The organism is Pelagerythrobacter marensis (assembly GCF_036700095.1).
Classification (GTDB): domain Bacteria; phylum Pseudomonadota; class Alphaproteobacteria; order Sphingomonadales; family Sphingomonadaceae; genus Pelagerythrobacter; species Pelagerythrobacter marensis_A.
In genome coordinates this window covers 125001-139181 of the sequence record NZ_CP144918.1, presented here as the reverse complement: position 1 = coordinate 139181, position 14181 = coordinate 125001, and the positions used below count along the sequence as shown (strand labels likewise).

The following is a 14181-nucleotide window of genomic DNA, read 5'->3' as shown; positions in this document are numbered from 1 at the left end:
CTTAACCGAAGCTGAGTGACCGGGCGGATAGCGCACTTGCGCCGCACTGCCAATCGCGATGGCAACCGCGATAGGCCGGTGCCCGATCCGGCCCTAGCGGAAGCCGAGATTGCGCAGCGCGAAATAGAACTGGAACGTGTCGCCGCGCCGTGCATCGCCCGCGTCGGTATAGTCGCGCCGCCAGGTCACGCCGAGTTCGAGGCAGTCGTCCTCGTAAGCGATGCCCAGCCGAGTGCGGATCGGATCGAACCCGTCCGAGGTGAAGGTCGGATCTTCCTGGCGGTCGGTCAGGTTGAACACCCCCGCGCCGAAGATCGACCAGTAACGGGCGAAGGCGATGCGGGTCGCCAGGCGCAGCTCTTCGCGGTCCTGCAGATCCTCGATCTCCTCGGCGATGTCGCGGTCGAGCCTGAGATAGCCGATTTCGGCGTAAGTCCGCTTGCTGCCCACAGTGGCGTCGAGTTCGTTGCGCCGCACGGCCAGGTTGTCCTTGTCGAGCCGGAACCGGTGCGTGAAGCTGACGAAGTCGCGATAGCGCACTTCGGTGCGCCCGACGAAATCGGATACCCGTTCGCTGAGGCCGGTGCCGTCGATGAAGACGCCGGGGTCCTTGTCCAGGCGATAGGACTGGCCGACGGTCGTGCGAAGGCGCCAGTCGGGGATCTGGAGTTCCCAATCGAACCCGTAAGTCAACCGCGCGCCGTCTTCGACCCGGTCGTAACCGGGGAAACGGTTGAGCGCGAAAAGATTCGAATCCTCCAGGTCGATCGCCCGCGAATCCTCGTTCGGAACCGCGAGATTGCGGATCGGCGGGCTGACCGCGAATTGCACCCGCGGGGTGAAGACTTGCGTGCCGCCGAAAGCCTCGCCGACGAAAGGCCATTCGACGTCGAGCGCGGCGACCGCGATCCCCCGCGTTTTCCACCCCGGATTTCCGCGGTAGACGGCGGTTTCGGTCAGCGCGTTCTCGTCGCTGTGATAGACGTCGCCGCGCAGCATTCCGGTCAGGGTGACCACCTGGCCCAGGCCGGTGATGCGCTTCAGATCCCACCGCGCCCCGGCAAAGGCGCGCTGCGTGTCCTGCCCTTCGTCGCGCATGATCGCCAGCGAATTGAGCTGCAGTTCCAGCGTGCCGCCCAGGCCGACGGGATCGGCCAGCCTGCGGCGATAGTCGATGACCGGGAGAGCCACCGGCACTTCGCCCTGCGGCGCGCCGATGCGCAGGGTCTGCGTCGCCCACCCGGCGATGGAGAGATACGAACTGTCGTCGATCCGCTCCAGATCGAAAGTCGATCGCAGGCGGTCGTCGCGGCTGATATCGTACCGGCGCAGGAACGTGCGGTCGCTTGCGAGGCGGATCGATCCGGTCAGGCTCCAGTTCGGGTCGAACTGGAACTTGCCGTTGGCGAACAGATACCCGCGCGGATCGCTTTCCGAAACGGCCGCGCCGGTGATGTCGGAGATGCGGCTGCTGTGCGTCCCATAGGCCGTTATCTGGTAGGCGCCGTTGTCCATCAGATGGCGCCACTGGGCCGATGCCATCGGCGGCGCCTCGGTAAAGACATGGGCGCCCAGCGTCAGGTCCTGGTTTTCCGCCAGTCGCCAGTAATAGCTGCCGCTGACCTCCACCCCGTTCGATTCCGAAACCCGCAGGTCGGGAACCAGGAAGCCCGAAACCGCCTTGCCGTCGGTGCGGATCGACAGGCCCGGAAGAGGGAGCAGCCGGGCACCGAAGATTTCCAGAAAGGCGCCGGTGAAGCGCACGCGATTGTCCGCCGGGTCGTAAACCACCCGGTCCGCCGTGACCCGCCAGCTGGGGTTCCTGGGGCAGCCTTCGGCGTCGCTCACCGCGCAGGCGGTATAGGCCGCGGTGGTCAGGACGACCGTGCCGTCCTCCCCCCGCGCGCCGGCCTCGGCCGCCAGTCGCCCGCCTTCGCGAAGGGCGAGTAGCAGATCTTCCATCGCGCCGGCTTCGAACTCGTCGGTCAGCTCGATCCGCGAGGTGTAGAGCTGGTTCCCCTCTTCATCGACGAAGCGGACATTGCCGCTGCCCACGATTTGCCCGGTCGCGCGGTTCCAGGTGACCTGGTCGGCCCGGACGGACCGGTCGGCGCTGCGCAGAACCACGTTGCCGGTGGCGGTCACGATATCGCCGGTGGAATCGTAAGCCAGCGTGTCGGTTTCGAACGCGATCTCGTCGTCGCTCGCCGGGCGGGCGGGCATGTCCGCCGGGTCGGCAGGGGGCGAGGGTGTCCGCAGGAGATCGGCTTCGTTCCCGGCATTCTCGCCGGTCGCCTCGGTCCCGGATTTCGCATCCTCCGCCGCGGCGGGCGGCCCGCCCTGCGCCTGCACGCCTGCGGGCATGGCCATTGCCGCCAGCGCCGCGCCCGCGAGCCATGCAGCGCGAAGCAAGCGGCATTTGTCGGCTTGCGGCACGGTCGGCGAAGCGGGGAGCATGGCTTGCCTATTGCACCGGTCGCGCCTAATCGCAATCGCCATCGCATTTCGCCGCCAACGGCCCGGCGCAGCCTGGCGCCATAGTGCCGCGCAAAGCAAATTCCCGGAGTTTTCATGAATTTCGAATTTTCCCCCACCCTCCCGTCAGGAACCCGGCTGGTTGCCTGCGTTGCCGACAAGGACGCGCTGCCCGAGGGGATCGAGGCGACCCTGGGCGAAGGGGCGCGGTCCGCGCGGTTCAAGGGCCGCCCGGGCGAACTGTTCGAGGGGTTCGTCGAGCGCGACGGGGCGGTCGTGCGGGTGGCGCTCGCGGGCGCCGGCGAGGCCGATAGCGAGGACCGCACGGCCAATCTGGAAAAAGCCGGCGCGGCGCTTGCGGCCCGCTATCTGACCTCGGGCGAGACAACGCTGACGATCGACTTTTCCGCTGCGAACCTGCCTGCGGATGCGATTGCCGCGGTCCTGCTCGGCCTGCGCCTGCGGGCCTGGCGGCACGATGCCTATCGCACCCGGCTGAAGGACGAGCAGAAGCGCTCGCTCGAAACCGTCGTGGCGGTGGGGGGGCCCGACGGTGCCGAAGCCGCCTGGGCGGACGCGGCGGCGCTGGCCGACGGGGTCGAGTTCACCCGCGAACTGGTGACCGAGCCGCCGAACAAGGTCTATCCGCTGAGCTTCGTGGAAAAATGCCGCGAGGCGTTCGACGGGACCGGTGCGGAACTGACGGTGCTGGACGAGGACGAGATGGCGCGCCTCGGCATGGGCGCGCTGCTCGGCGTCGGGCAGGGTTCGGCCCAGCCGTCGCGCCTGCTCGCGATCCGCTGGAACGGAGGCGGCGACGAGGCGCCCACGGTCTTCGTGGGCAAGGGCGTCACCTTCGACACCGGGGGCATTTCGCTGAAACCCGGCGCGGGCATGGAAGACATGAAGTGGGACATGGGCGGCGCCGGCGCGGTCGTCGGCGGGATGCTCGCGATCGCGCGGCGCAAGGCGAAGGCCAATGTCGTCGGCGTGGTCGGCCTGGTCGAGAACATGCCCGATGGCAACGCCATCCGGCCCGGCGATATTCTCACGTCGATGTCCGGCCAGACGATCGAAGTCATCAACACCGACGCCGAAGGGCGGCTGGTGCTGTGCGACGCGCTGCACTGGGCGCAGAAAGAGTATTCGCCCGCGCGGATCGTCGATTTCGCGACTCTGACCGGGGCGATGGTAATCTCGCTTGGCCATGAGCACGCGGGCGTTTTCGCCAACGACGACAGCCTGGCCGAAGACTTGCTCGCCGCGGGCAGGGCCAGCGGCGACAAGCTGTGGCGCATGCCGCTCGATCCGGCATACGACAAGCTGATCGACAGCCAGATCGCCGATATGAAGAACGTCGGGCCGCGGCCTGCCGGGTCGATCACCGCGGCGCAGTTTCTCCAGCGCTTTATCGACAAGGGCGTGGCCTGGGCCCATTGCGATGTCGCCGGGATGGTCTGGGCGGACAAGCCCGGCGCCACCTGGGACAAGGGCGCAACCGGCTATGGCGCCCGGCTGATCGACCGATTCGTGCGCAACACGCTCGAAGGCTGAGGCTGGCGGGATGCCCTCGCGCGTCGGGTTCTATCTCGCGCCGGGGCAGCCGGTCGAGCGGGTCCTGCCGCTGATCGCGCGCGCCGCGCTGGGCCGAGGCCAGCGCCTGCTGGTCGTGGCGGAGGACGGGGCGCTGCTCGACCGTATCGGTAGCGCGCTGTGGGAATACGCGCCGGCCGAATTCCTCGCCAACGGCCGCGCGGACCGCCCGTATGCCGCGCACCAGCCGGTGCTGTTGTCGCACGCCTGCGCTGCGGAAAACGGCGCGCGGGTGGTGGCCCTGGCCGACGGGAAATGGCGCGAGGAGGCCGAAGGGTTCGACCGCGCCCTGCTGTTCTTCGACGAAGACGGCCGCGCCGCCGCGCGCGATGTCTGGCGCCGCTTCGACGGGCGCGAGGATGTCGCGCGCGAGTTCCACGAGCTTGAGGCGGGCAAATGGGTCCGCAAGCGTTGAACTTTGCCCGAACCGATCTAGGCTGGCGACGCGACGGGCTGAGGAGAGACCGGATGAAGCAATCGACGATCGGGCCGGCGCTCGTGCTGCTGCTGGCCGCATGTGGCGGCGAAACCTCCGGCGAGATCGGCGATGGCCGGGGCGAGTCGGGGACTTATGCCGTCGAAAGCGGCGGCGATGGGGTCACCGCGCGGATGGAAACGGCCGATGGCACCGCCGTCATGCGTTCGGGACCGGATGTCCCGGTCGACCTGCCGCACGGCTTCACGATCTATCCCGGCGCGACCGTGACGACCAACACGGTGTTCGAGGAAGCCGGATCGAAAGGCGCGCTGGTGACGATGGAAACGGATGCCGGGCCCGAGGAGCTGGTCGCGTTCTATCGCACGCAGGCCGAGCGCGCGGGTGTCGACATCACGCTCGACATGACGACCGACACCATGCGCATGATCGGCGGCAAGGCGCCCGACGATTCCCCTTTCAGCTTCACCGCATCGGACGAGGGCGAACGGACCACCGGCCAGTTGATGGTGGGCGAGGCGTTCGAATAGGGGCGGCGAACCGGGCCGGCGATCGAGCGGGCTTGCGGCGGGCGCCGGGCGAGGCTAGTTGCGCGCCGCGTAATTTTCCCTCTCCCCGATACCGAAGGAACACCCGATGGCGGTCACCCGCACCTTTTCGATCATCAAGCCCGACGCCACCCGCCGCAACCTGACCGGCGCGGTCACCAAGATGCTGGAGGAAGCCGGCCTGCGCGTCGTCGCGTCCAAGCGCATTCGCATGACCCGCGAACAGGCCGAAGGCTTCTACGCCGTTCACAAGGAACGCCCCTTCTTCGGCGAACTGGTCGAATTCATGACCAGCGGCCCGGTGGTGGTCCAGGTTCTCGAAGGTGTCGATGCGGTCAAGCGCAACCGCGACGTGATGGGCGCGACCAACCCGGCCGACGCCGAAGAAGGCACGATCCGCAAGACCTTTGCCGAAAGCATCGAGGCGAACACGGTCCACGGTTCGGACAGCGACGAGAACGCGAAGATCGAAATCGATTTCTTCTTCGACGAGGACGAAATCGTCGGCTGATTGCCGCCCGTGCCGATTTCGCGGCGAACAGATATTCGGGATTAGGCGCGACTCGGGCGGGAATGTTAGGATCGCGACCGTACCGTTCGAAGGCCGTATTTCCGTGTCAGGGGGTGCGGTCGACGTGGACGGTACGGGAAGGCCGACCTATGTTCGAATGGAACACGCCCGAGCCGATCAGGGTCGTGAAATCGTATGTCGCGGCGATGAATTCGCGCGATGCCGAACGTGTCGATGCACTGCTCGACGAGCATGTGCGCTATGTCGATAGCCGGGGCGAATGGATCGAGGGGCGCGAAAACGTCGCCACCGCGACACGGCGCCTGTTCGAGCTGGACCCCGAATACAAGATGCACGACATGACGATCGTGATGCACGAAGGCGATGTCCTGCTCAAAGGACGCACTTCGGCATGCGAGGAGCGTTTGGCGCACGACACGCTGTGGCGCGCCCGTGCGCGAGGGGGCAAGCTGACCCATTGGCAAAGCTATGGCGAGGATTCGCCGGCTCTCGCCCGTATCCTCATGCCCGAGGCGGCTCGCGGCGCGGAACTGCGCTGAAGGCGGGGCGCCGGCCGGTTCCGGCCGCAGCTCTCGCCATGCGAACGTCGCCCCGGTTCGGGCCCGCCGTTGCCAGCGCGGCCGATCCGACATATCCGGCGGGCTTCCCGAGAAGGCAAAGCCGAATGTCCCGCGATACCCGCATGGCCCGAACCCTGCACGTGCTGATCCACCTGGATCGCCACGTGAAGCGTGCCACGTCGGATGAAATCGCAAAGATGCTCGGGACCAATCCGGTGGTCGTGCGCCGGATGATGGCGGGGTTGCGGGACCGCGGGATCGTCGCGTCGGAGAAAGGGCATGGCGGCGGCTGGGAACTGACGCGCGCGCTGGACGCCGTCACCCTGCTGGACGTCTATCGTGCGATCGGCGAACCGGCCCTGTTCAATATCGGCCCCAATGCCGAACGGCCCGATTGTCTGGTCGAACAGGCGGTCGATGCGCGCATGGCGGAGGCGCTGGGCGAGGCGGAGGCCATGCTGCGTGCCCGTTTCGAATCGATCGCGGTTTCGGATCTGGCCCGCGATTTCGAAGACCGTTTCGCCCGCCTCGCCGGCGGCGAGGGCGGTGCGGGCCCTTGTTCGGACTGAGCGCAGGGGGCGCGAAACTATCTTCAATTTGGCGCCGCCCCGGGGTGGCGCGCCACCGAGCCATTGGCTAAGCCACGGGCAAGATATCGAGAGGAAAGCGATTCCAATGGCGGGCAGCCTCAACAAAGTCATGCTGATCGGCAACCTTGGCGCCGATCCCGAAGTGCGCGAATTTCAGAACGGCGGCGCGGTCTGCAACTTGCGCATCGCCACCAGCGAGCAGTGGAAGGACCGCAACACCGGCGAGCGCCAGGAGCGGACCGAGTGGCACAGCGTCGCGATCTTTTCCGAAGGGTTGATCAACGTCGCGAAAAACTATCTGCGCAAGGGATCGAAGGTCTATATCGAAGGCCAGCTCCAGACCCGCAAATGGCAGGACCAGAACGGGCAGGACCGCTATTCGACCGAGATCGTGCTGCGCGGTTTCAACGGAACGCTGACGATGCTCGATGGCGCCCCCGGCGGCGGTCAGCGCGGCGGTGGCGGAAGCTGGGATCGTGGCGGATCGGATGGCGGCCCTGGCGGCGGAAGCGGCGGCGGCTGGAACCAGGGCGGCGGCGGATCGGGATCGGGCGGCGGTGCCGCTTCCGGCGGCGGCGCGAATTACGACGATCTCGACGACGATATCCCGTTCTGAGATAGCGTTCGCGGGATCGGCGGTTTTCTCCGCCGCCCCTATTCCCCCTGCAGTTTCCTGAGCGCGTCGGCGAGCGGCCCCGAAGGCTCTTCGTCGGACACTATGCCGGCTTTCCGGCGCGCGGCATCGGCGTTGGGCCCTTCGGCATAAGGATCTATCGCGAGGCCGAGCGTCTGGGCGATCGCTTCGCCGAGATCGAAGGAATCGCCCGAATATTCGATTTCGTCGAGCTGGCTCTCCTCCAGCTCGATCTCCTCGTCCGGCACGCTGCGCGCGACTTCGGGCACGAAGCGGATGGTGACAGGCTCTTCGATGCGAACCGGAAAGTCCTCGCCCGAAATGCCGCAGGTCTGAATCAGATCGGCTTCGATGCGGCCGTCGACGGCGACTTCGTCTCCTTCGCGTTCCAGCGAGACCCGGGCCCGCAGGCTGTTCACGGCAACCACATCGAACCGCTTCGCCAGGGCGACGCGCTCGTCCGGATCGGCCTCGATCGTCACGGTCTCGCCATCGGCATGCCGCAGCCGCACGATTCGCGGCATTTCGCCGGGTGTCATCGATCGAACTCCGCATTCAGAAGCCCGGCGTCGGACAGGCCCAGCAACGCGCCATGGAACGCGCGAAGACGGCGCGCGACGCACCGCGGGTCGGGCGTTCCGGCAAAGGTGACGTTGCGATCGACCGCTTCGGCCAGAGCGCTATCGTCGGCAGCCGAAAAGCCGGCGCGATAGGCCCCGATCCGTCCGCCCAGCGCGCTCATCAGCTTGCCCATCCGTTTGCCCAGCGTGGGATCGCCGATCCCCTGCTGGCGCAGTTGCCCTTCGATGTCTTCGACGAACAGCTCGGTCAGCAGGGCGGTGCGCGCATGCAGGCTTTCGTTGCGTTCCATGCGGACGATCACGGTCGCGAGCGCGGCGCAGAGCATGTCGAAGCGCCCTTCCTCGCAATCGGCGACGCCGCATTCGCTGTACCATTCCGGCTGCCGCGCCGTGGCGACGACCGCGCGCCACAAGGGCACGAGTTCGTCCCTCGGATCGTTCCTCCGCCCGAAAATCTTCGCAAGAAATGCCATCGCCCGTCGTGCCTGTCCGAATGTTCAGCGGCAATTCAAGCCGCCGCGCCCAATCCGCGCAAGTGGCAAAGTTGCAAGCGCGCGCGCATCGCCGTAAGGCTCGCGCCGATAGAGGGTTTCTCCGCGCCTGGCAAAGGGCGCCGGCGACGATTTCGGAAGGTTTCTCGATGAAGGCAGGCAAGGTTCTCGGCGTGGCGGCTGTTCTGGCGGCGGCGCTGGCGGCGAGCGGATGCAGCGCGATCCGCGAAAGTCGCGGCTATATCCAGGACCCGACACTCGTTTCGGCCATTCAGCCGGGCATCGACAACCAGCAGTCGGTGGCCGCGACGCTGGGCCGCCCGACGTTCACCAGCCAGTTCGGCCAGCCGACCTGGTATTATGTGTCCAGCGTTACCGGCCGCCGGCCCTTTGTCACCCCGACGATCCGGGAGCACTCGGTTCTTGCGGTAAAGTTCGATGCCAACGGGAACGTCGTGGCAGCCGAGCAATCGGGGCTGGACAAAGTCGTCTATCTCGATCCCGACGGCGACAGGACTCCCACCCTCGGGCGCGAGCGCGGGTTCTTCGAAGATCTGTTCGGCAATATCGGCCAGGTCGGCGCCGCCGGCGTGGGCGGGGGCGCGGGGCCGGGGACCTGACGCCGGCCGGCTTCGCTTGACCGGCGCCGGCGCCTCCCCATATCGCGCGGCATGAACGAAAACGCAGCAAGCCACGGCCTGATCCAGTGGCACGGGACCACCATCATCGGTGTGCGTAAGGGCGGCAAGACCGTGATCGCCGGGGACGGGCAAGTCTCCATGGGCAACACGGTGATGAAGCCCAATGCGCGCAAGGTGCGCCGTATCGGCAAGGACGACGCGGTTGTCGCCGGGTTTGCCGGCGCGACGGCCGATGCCTTCACCCTGTTCGAACGGCTCGAGAAGAAGCTGGAGCAGTACAGCGGCCAACTGATGCGCGCCGCGGTCGAACTTGCGAAGGACTGGCGGACCGACAAGTACCTGCGCAACCTGGAGGCGCTGATGATCGTGGCCGACAAGAACAGCCTTCTCGTCCTGACCGGCAATGGCGACGTGCTGGAGCCGGAGGCGGGAATCACTGCGATCGGATCGGGCGGAAACTATGCGCTTGCCGCGGCCCGCGCACTCGACGCCTACGAAGACGACGCCGAGACGATCGCGCGCAAGGCAATGGCCGTGGCGGCCGACATCTGCGTGTTTACCAACGGCAATGTGACGGTGGAGACCGTCTGAGTTCCCACGTCACCCCGGACTTGATCCGGGGTCCCGCTTTCTTCTCGCAGCGGGCCAGAAGAAAGCGGGATCCCGGCTCGAAGGCCGGGATGACGAGATAGTTTGAAATTGGACAGATGAACTTGACCGAAGCACTGACCCCCAAGGCGATCGTCGCCGCGCTCGATGAACACATTGTCGGCCAGAAGGAAGCCAAGCGCGCCGTCGCGGTTGCGCTGCGCAATCGCTGGCGCCGGCAGAGGCTCGCGCCCGACTTGCGCGACGAGGTGACGCCCAAGAACATCCTGATGATCGGCCCGACCGGCTGCGGCAAGACCGAGATCAGCCGGCGCCTCGCCCGCCTCGCCGATGCCCCGTTCGTGAAGGTCGAGGCGACCAAGTTCACCGAAGTCGGCTATGTCGGCCGCGACGTCGAGCAGATCGCGCGCGACCTGGTGGAAGAGGCGATCCGGCTGGAGAAGGACCGCCGGCGGGAGGCAGTGCGCGAAGCCGCGTCGAAGGCGGCGATGGACCGGCTGCTCAAGGCGCTCGTCGGCGAGAACGCGAGCGAGGCGACCCGCGAATCGTTCCGCGAGCGGATCACGCAGAACGCGATGAACGACGTCGAGGTCGAGATCGAGGTCGAGGACACGCCGCAGATGCCGTTCGAGCTTCCCGGCATGGGCGGCAACGTCGGCATGATCAACCTCAGCGATATGCTGGGCAAGGCGATGGGCCGGCAGAACCTCAAGCGCCGCAAGCTGAAAGTGCCCGATGCCTGGGACAAGCTGGTCGAGGAGGAGGCCGAGAAGCGCATGGACCAGGACGACGTCGCCCGGGTCGCGCTGGAGAATGCCGAGACCAACGGCATCGTCTTCCTCGACGAGATCGACAAGATCGCGGTCAGCGACGTGCGCGGCGGGTCGGTCAGCCGCGAGGGCGTGCAGCGCGACCTGCTGCCGCTGATCGAGGGCACGACCGTTTCGACCAAATACGGCCCGATGAAGACCGATCACGTGCTGTTCATCGCCAGCGGCGCGTTCCATGTCGCCAAGCCTTCGGACATGCTGCCCGAACTTCAGGGCCGCCTGCCGATCCGGGTCGAGCTGCGCGCGCTGACCGAGGAGGATTTCGTGCGTATCCTGAGCGAGACGCGCGCCAACCTCGTCACGCAGTACAAGGCGCTGCTCGGCACCGAGCAGGTGACCCTGGCGCTCGGCGACGACGCCGTGCGCGAGATCGCGCGGATCGCGGCGCAAGTGAACGAGAGCGTCGAGAATATCGGCGCACGGCGATTGCAGACGGTGATGGAAAAGCTGCTCGAGGAACTGAGCTTTGCGGCGGAGGATCACACCGGCGAAACGGTGACCATCGATGCCGCCTATGTGCGGGAGCGGCTGGAGGACCTGGCGGAAGACAGCGATCTTTCGAAATACATCTTGTAATGCCCGTTTGTACCTGTTATGTTCTCTTTCGGTTTCCAAGGAGATTCGGGCATGACGGGTGGTGGATGTCATTGCGGTGCTGTTCGCTATGAGATCGAGGGTGAGCCGCGGCATGCGGCCGTTTGCCATTGCGAGGACTGCCGCAAGTGTGCCGGCGCCGCCGGGGTCGCCTGGATGGCGGTGGGCGTCGACGAATTCGCGGTCGTCGAAGGCGAACCGACGCTCTATCGCTCGTCTGCGGACGGTCGGCGCTATTTCTGCGGCGCCTGCGGCAGCGGGCTCTATTACGTGAACGAGAAGATGCTGCCCGGCCTGGTCGACGTCCAGATCGCGACGCTGGACGACCCGGAGCGTTACGCTCCGCAAGCCCATATCCAGACTGCGGACGAGCTTTCGTGGGAATCGCAGCTGGCCGACCTGCCCCGGTTCGAAAGATATCCCGGATAGTGCGCCGAAATGGCGTGCTGCATGGCCGGGGGCGCGGGCCGGTGCCGCCGCGATGACAAGTCCCTAGCCGGAGGAGAGGGCATCGCGGCTCCGCGCGGCCTGCTGGCGTCGCCACATTTCGGCATAGAGGCCGTCTGCCCGCAACAGAGCCGCGTGGCTCCCCCTTTCGGCCAGGCGGCCCTGATCCATCACCAGTATCTCGTCCGCATCGGCAATGGTGGAGAGGCGGTGAGCGATGGATATGCTGGTTCGGTTCGCACTGACGCGGTGCAGGGTTGCAAGAATATCCTGCTCGGTCCGCGAATCGAGAGCGCTCGTCGCTTCGTCGAGCAACAGGATGGGCGGGTCCTTCACCAGGGTGCGGGCGATCGCGACCCGTTGCTTCTCCCCGCCCGAGAGCTTGAGGCCGCGTTCGCCGACCTCGGTTTCCAGCCCATCGGGAAGCCGGTCGATAAACGACCAGATCGCTGCATCGCGCGCAGCGGCGACAATCTCTTCACGCGTCGCCCTGTCGCGGCCGTAGCCGATGTTGTAACCGATCGTATCGTTGAACAGGACGCTGTCCTGCGGCACGATCCCGATGGCGGCGCGCAGGCTGGCCTGCGTCACTCGCGCGATGTCCTGCCCGTCGATCGTTACCCGTCCCGACCACGGGTCGTAGAAACGGAACAGCAGGCGCGCGATCGTGGATTTGCCCGCGCCCGAAGGGCCGACGATCGCGACCTGGGCGCCCGCCGGGACCTCGAAGCTGAGCCCGTGGAGGATCGTCCGGTCGAGTTCGTAGCCGAACACGACATTCTCGAACGCGACGCTGGGGCGGCGCACGATGAGCGCGGGTGCACCGGGCGCGTCCTCCACTTCGGCCGGGGTGTCGATCAGTTCGAACATCGCCGCCATGTCGATCAGCCCCTGGCGCACGGTGCGGTAGACCACACCGAGCAAATCGAGCGGCCGGAAAAGCTGCGTGAGGTAGGTGTTGACGAAAACGAGGTCGCCGGTCGTCAGGTCGCCCCGGCTCCAGCCCCAGACGGTATAGGCCATCGCGCCGCCCATCAGCAGATTGGTGATCAGCGACTGCGAAACATTGAGCAGGGCGAGCGAGTTCTCGCTGCGAACCGCGGCCTGGGCATAAGCGCGCGCGGACTGCCCGTAACGCGCGCGTTCGCGCGCTTCCGCGCCGAAATATTTCACCGTCTCGTAATTGAGCAGCGAATCGACCGCGCGCGACAGGGCTTGCCCGTCGAGATCGTTCATCTCCTTGCGCAGCCGCGCGCGCCATTCGGTGATCCAGCGCGTGACCGCGACGTAAGCGGCGACGGTCAGCGCGGTCGCCAGAACGAGTCCCCAGCCGAAGTTGAGATAGAAGATCACGGCCACAGCGATCAGCTCGATCACGGTCGGGGCGATGTTGAAGAGCAGCAGGTAGAGCATCGAATCGATGCTCTTGGTTCCGCGCTCGACCGTCTTGGCCACCTCGCCGGTGCGGCGCGAGAGGTGGAACCGCAGCGACAGGCTGTGCAGTCGGGCGAACGTATCTTCCGCCAGGTGTCGTGTCGCTTCCTGCCCGACCCGTTCGAACGTGACGTTGCGCATGTTGTCGAACACGACGCTGGCGAAGCGCCCCGCGGCATAGACGAGCACGAAGGCGATCGCGACCATCGCGACTTCGTTGTCCGGCGTCGTCATCGCGTCCACCGCCCGCTTGTAGGCATAGGGGAGGGCGAGCGTCGTTCCTTTGGCCAGCAGGACCAGGATCAGCGCGCCGACGATCCGGCGCCGCAGCGCGGCGTTGTCGCGCGGCCAGAGATACGGGAGAAAGCGGCGAATGGTGGCCCAGCCGTCGTGAGCGGTCGAGGCCGGAGAGGGGCGTGCGCGCTGCATCGCGCGCTATGTGGCGACGCGACCAGGGACGCGCAATGGAGCGGGGGTGCGGGCCTTGCTGAAGCCTAGAGGCGGCCGGGCCAATGGCGCGACCGCACGCTCGTCCCGCGCGGCAGGTCGAACAGGACTGTGCGCGAATCGAAATCGATCGCCACCCGGTCGAACAGCCGCAGGTCCCGCATGCCGAGCACGAGCGCGGGCTTGTTGGTCAGGCCGAGTGCGGCGAAGGCGGGGCCATCGGCAAAAGCGACCGGCACGTTGCTCAACTGGAATTTGTCGATCTTCAGCCGATCCACGAAATCGAGGTTGCCGACCAGCTCGGCGCCATGGATGTCGGTGGTGCGGACCTCCTCGCGCTTCTTGGCACGAAGCCGTCTTTGCAGCTCCGGATTGCCGAGATTGCCCTGCGCACCGGTGTCGATCACCACCGCGGTGCGGATCCCGTCGACCTCGGCGTCGGCGATGATCAGGCGGCCGAGCTTGTGCCGCGCGCGCACGACGATCTCGTATCCGCGATTGCCGCCCAGCGCCTCGGCATCGTCGACTGCGATCGTTCCTTCGCGAAAATCGATCAGCACGCGCAGGTCCTGCAGGCTGTCGAGCCCGAGGATGCCGTCGGCGCCGATGTGCCGGGCCTCGAGCAGTGGCGCATGGATATTGTCGAACGTGCGCGCCGCGAATTCGAGACCGTCGAGCTGCACCAGTTCCACTTCGCGCGCGCTGGCCATTCCCACCACGGTCGCGCTGCCGAGCGAGG

Annotated in this window: 16 protein-coding genes (1 of these 16 cut by a window edge); 11 read left to right on the top strand and 5 right to left on the bottom strand. The window is 66.7% G+C overall.

The features are described 5' to 3' along the window. Positions 1 to 93: 93 nt before the first annotated feature. Positions 94 to 2457 carry an LPS-assembly protein LptD gene (locus tag V5F89_RS00670; protein WP_425334363.1) on the bottom strand — a complete coding sequence of 788 codons (2364 nt, stop codon included), beginning with the start codon at positions 2455 to 2457 and terminating at the stop codon, positions 94 to 96. A gap of 114 nt (positions 2458 to 2571) precedes the next feature. On the opposite strand from V5F89_RS00670, the gene V5F89_RS00665 reads away from it, so the two are divergent. The 7 genes from V5F89_RS00665 to ssb all read left to right on the top strand — a co-directional run bounded on the left by V5F89_RS00665 (position 2572) and on the right by ssb (position 7350). Continuing rightward, positions 2572 to 4029: a leucyl aminopeptidase gene (locus V5F89_RS00665; protein ID WP_338446343.1), complete on the top strand. Its 1458-nt coding sequence runs from the start codon at positions 2572 to 2574 to the stop codon at positions 4027 to 4029. A gap of 10 nt (positions 4030 to 4039) precedes the next feature. After that, entirely contained in the window at positions 4040 to 4483 is a 444-nt protein-coding gene (locus tag V5F89_RS00660) for a DNA polymerase III subunit chi (protein ID WP_338446342.1), read from the top strand. 53 nt (positions 4484 to 4536) lie between these two features. Beyond that, the gene (locus V5F89_RS00655) at positions 4537 to 5034 is read left to right on the top strand and encodes a hypothetical protein (RefSeq protein ID WP_338446341.1); all 498 of its coding nucleotides are present in this window, start codon (positions 4537 to 4539) and stop codon (positions 5032 to 5034) included. 106 nt (positions 5035 to 5140) lie between these two features. After that, positions 5141 to 5563 (top strand): nucleoside-diphosphate kinase, encoded by a 423-nt coding sequence (ndk, locus tag V5F89_RS00650; RefSeq protein WP_338446340.1) that lies wholly within the window; start codon positions 5141 to 5143, stop codon positions 5561 to 5563. Between the two features lie 149 nt (positions 5564 to 5712). Further along, positions 5713 to 6123, top strand: coding sequence for a nuclear transport factor 2 family protein (locus tag V5F89_RS00645; protein WP_338446339.1), 411 nt, complete (start codon positions 5713 to 5715; stop codon positions 6121 to 6123). A 125-nt stretch (positions 6124 to 6248) separates the two neighbouring features. After that, the gene (locus tag V5F89_RS00640) at positions 6249 to 6713 is read left to right on the top strand and encodes an Rrf2 family transcriptional regulator (protein ID WP_338446338.1); all 465 of its coding nucleotides are present in this window, start codon (positions 6249 to 6251) and stop codon (positions 6711 to 6713) included. A gap of 106 nt (positions 6714 to 6819) precedes the next feature. Then, positions 6820 to 7350 carry a single-stranded DNA-binding protein gene (ssb, locus tag V5F89_RS00635; RefSeq protein WP_338446337.1) on the top strand — a complete coding sequence of 177 codons (531 nt, stop codon included), beginning with the start codon at positions 6820 to 6822 and terminating at the stop codon, positions 7348 to 7350. Between the two features lie 38 nt (positions 7351 to 7388). Here the strand turns inward: ssb and V5F89_RS00630 are convergent, their stop codons facing one another. Further along, positions 7389 to 7907, bottom strand: a complete 519-nt coding sequence (locus tag V5F89_RS00630; RefSeq protein ID WP_338446336.1) for a DUF177 domain-containing protein — start codon at positions 7905 to 7907, stop codon at positions 7389 to 7391. Beyond that, positions 7904 to 8422 carry a ubiquinol-cytochrome C chaperone family protein gene (locus V5F89_RS00625; RefSeq protein WP_338446335.1) on the bottom strand — a complete coding sequence of 173 codons (519 nt, stop codon included), beginning with the start codon at positions 8420 to 8422 and terminating at the stop codon, positions 7904 to 7906. Before V5F89_RS00625 ends, V5F89_RS00630 begins: the two co-directional genes overlap by 4 nt. 167 nt (positions 8423 to 8589) lie before the next feature. On the opposite strand from V5F89_RS00625, the gene V5F89_RS00620 reads away from it, so the two are divergent. The 4 genes from V5F89_RS00620 (at position 8590) to V5F89_RS00605 (ending at position 11543) form a co-directional block, all read left to right on the top strand. Continuing rightward, positions 8590 to 9060, top strand: coding sequence for an outer membrane protein assembly factor BamE (locus V5F89_RS00620; protein ID WP_338446334.1), 471 nt, complete (start codon positions 8590 to 8592; stop codon positions 9058 to 9060). Between the two features lie 51 nt (positions 9061 to 9111). Then, positions 9112 to 9672 carry an ATP-dependent protease subunit HslV gene (gene hslV, locus V5F89_RS00615; protein ID WP_338446333.1) on the top strand — a complete coding sequence of 187 codons (561 nt, stop codon included), beginning with the start codon at positions 9112 to 9114 and terminating at the stop codon, positions 9670 to 9672. 122 nt (positions 9673 to 9794) lie between these two features. Further along, positions 9795 to 11096 carry an ATP-dependent protease ATPase subunit HslU gene (hslU, locus tag V5F89_RS00610; protein WP_338447474.1) on the top strand — a complete coding sequence of 434 codons (1302 nt, stop codon included), beginning with the start codon at positions 9795 to 9797 and terminating at the stop codon, positions 11094 to 11096. An 18-nt stretch (positions 11097 to 11114) separates the two neighbouring features. After that, positions 11115 to 11543, top strand: a complete 429-nt coding sequence (locus tag V5F89_RS00605; RefSeq protein ID WP_338446332.1) for a GFA family protein — start codon at positions 11115 to 11117, stop codon at positions 11541 to 11543. A gap of 63 nt (positions 11544 to 11606) precedes the next feature. On the opposite strand, the gene V5F89_RS00600 is transcribed toward V5F89_RS00605, so the two are convergent. Both V5F89_RS00600 and V5F89_RS00595 read right to left on the bottom strand, forming a co-directional pair. Continuing rightward, positions 11607 to 13424, bottom strand: a complete 1818-nt coding sequence (locus tag V5F89_RS00600; protein WP_338446331.1) for an ABC transporter ATP-binding protein/permease — start codon at positions 13422 to 13424, stop codon at positions 11607 to 11609. Between the two features lie 65 nt (positions 13425 to 13489). Further along, a protein-coding gene (locus V5F89_RS00595; RefSeq protein ID WP_338446330.1) for a retroviral-like aspartic protease family protein crosses the window boundary here: on the bottom strand, positions 13490 to 14181 show its 3' portion. It continues 286 nt past the right edge of the window; 692 of the gene's 978 nt are visible here — the last part of the coding sequence; its start codon lies off the right edge, out of view; its stop codon occupies positions 13490 to 13492.

Bases quoted from the DNA above. Each gene is read 5' to 3' on its own strand.
- V5F89_RS00665 (WP_338446343.1), top strand. From the start codon at position 2,572: ATGAATTTCGAATTTTCCCCCACCCTCCCGTCAGGAACCCGGCTGGTT.
- V5F89_RS00645 (WP_338446339.1), top strand. From the start codon at position 5,713: ATGTTCGAATGGAACACGCCCGAGCCGATCAGGGTCGTGAAATCGTAT.
- V5F89_RS00655 (WP_338446341.1), top strand. From the start codon at position 4,537: ATGAAGCAATCGACGATCGGGCCGGCGCTCGTGCTGCTGCTGGCCGCA.
- V5F89_RS00640 (WP_338446338.1), top strand. From the start codon at position 6,249: ATGTCCCGCGATACCCGCATGGCCCGAACCCTGCACGTGCTGATCCAC.
- V5F89_RS00660 (WP_338446342.1), top strand. From the start codon at position 4,040: ATGCCCTCGCGCGTCGGGTTCTATCTCGCGCCGGGGCAGCCGGTCGAG.
- ssb (WP_338446337.1), top strand. From the start codon at position 6,820: ATGGCGGGCAGCCTCAACAAAGTCATGCTGATCGGCAACCTTGGCGCC.
- V5F89_RS00625 (WP_338446335.1), bottom strand. From the start codon at position 8,422: ATGGCATTTCTTGCGAAGATTTTCGGGCGGAGGAACGATCCGAGGGAC.
- V5F89_RS00670 (WP_425334363.1), bottom strand. From the start codon at position 2,457: ATGCTCCCCGCTTCGCCGACCGTGCCGCAAGCCGACAAATGCCGCTTG.
- V5F89_RS00600 (WP_338446331.1), bottom strand. From the start codon at position 13,424: ATGCAGCGCGCACGCCCCTCTCCGGCCTCGACCGCTCACGACGGCTGG.
- V5F89_RS00630 (WP_338446336.1), bottom strand. From the start codon at position 7,907: ATGACACCCGGCGAAATGCCGCGAATCGTGCGGCTGCGGCATGCCGAT.
- V5F89_RS00620 (WP_338446334.1), top strand. From the start codon at position 8,590: ATGAAGGCAGGCAAGGTTCTCGGCGTGGCGGCTGTTCTGGCGGCGGCG.
- hslV (WP_338446333.1), top strand. From the start codon at position 9,112: ATGAACGAAAACGCAGCAAGCCACGGCCTGATCCAGTGGCACGGGACC.
- V5F89_RS00605 (WP_338446332.1), top strand. From the start codon at position 11,115: ATGTTCTCTTTCGGTTTCCAAGGAGATTCGGGCATGACGGGTGGTGGA.
- ndk (WP_338446340.1), top strand. From the start codon at position 5,141: ATGGCGGTCACCCGCACCTTTTCGATCATCAAGCCCGACGCCACCCGC.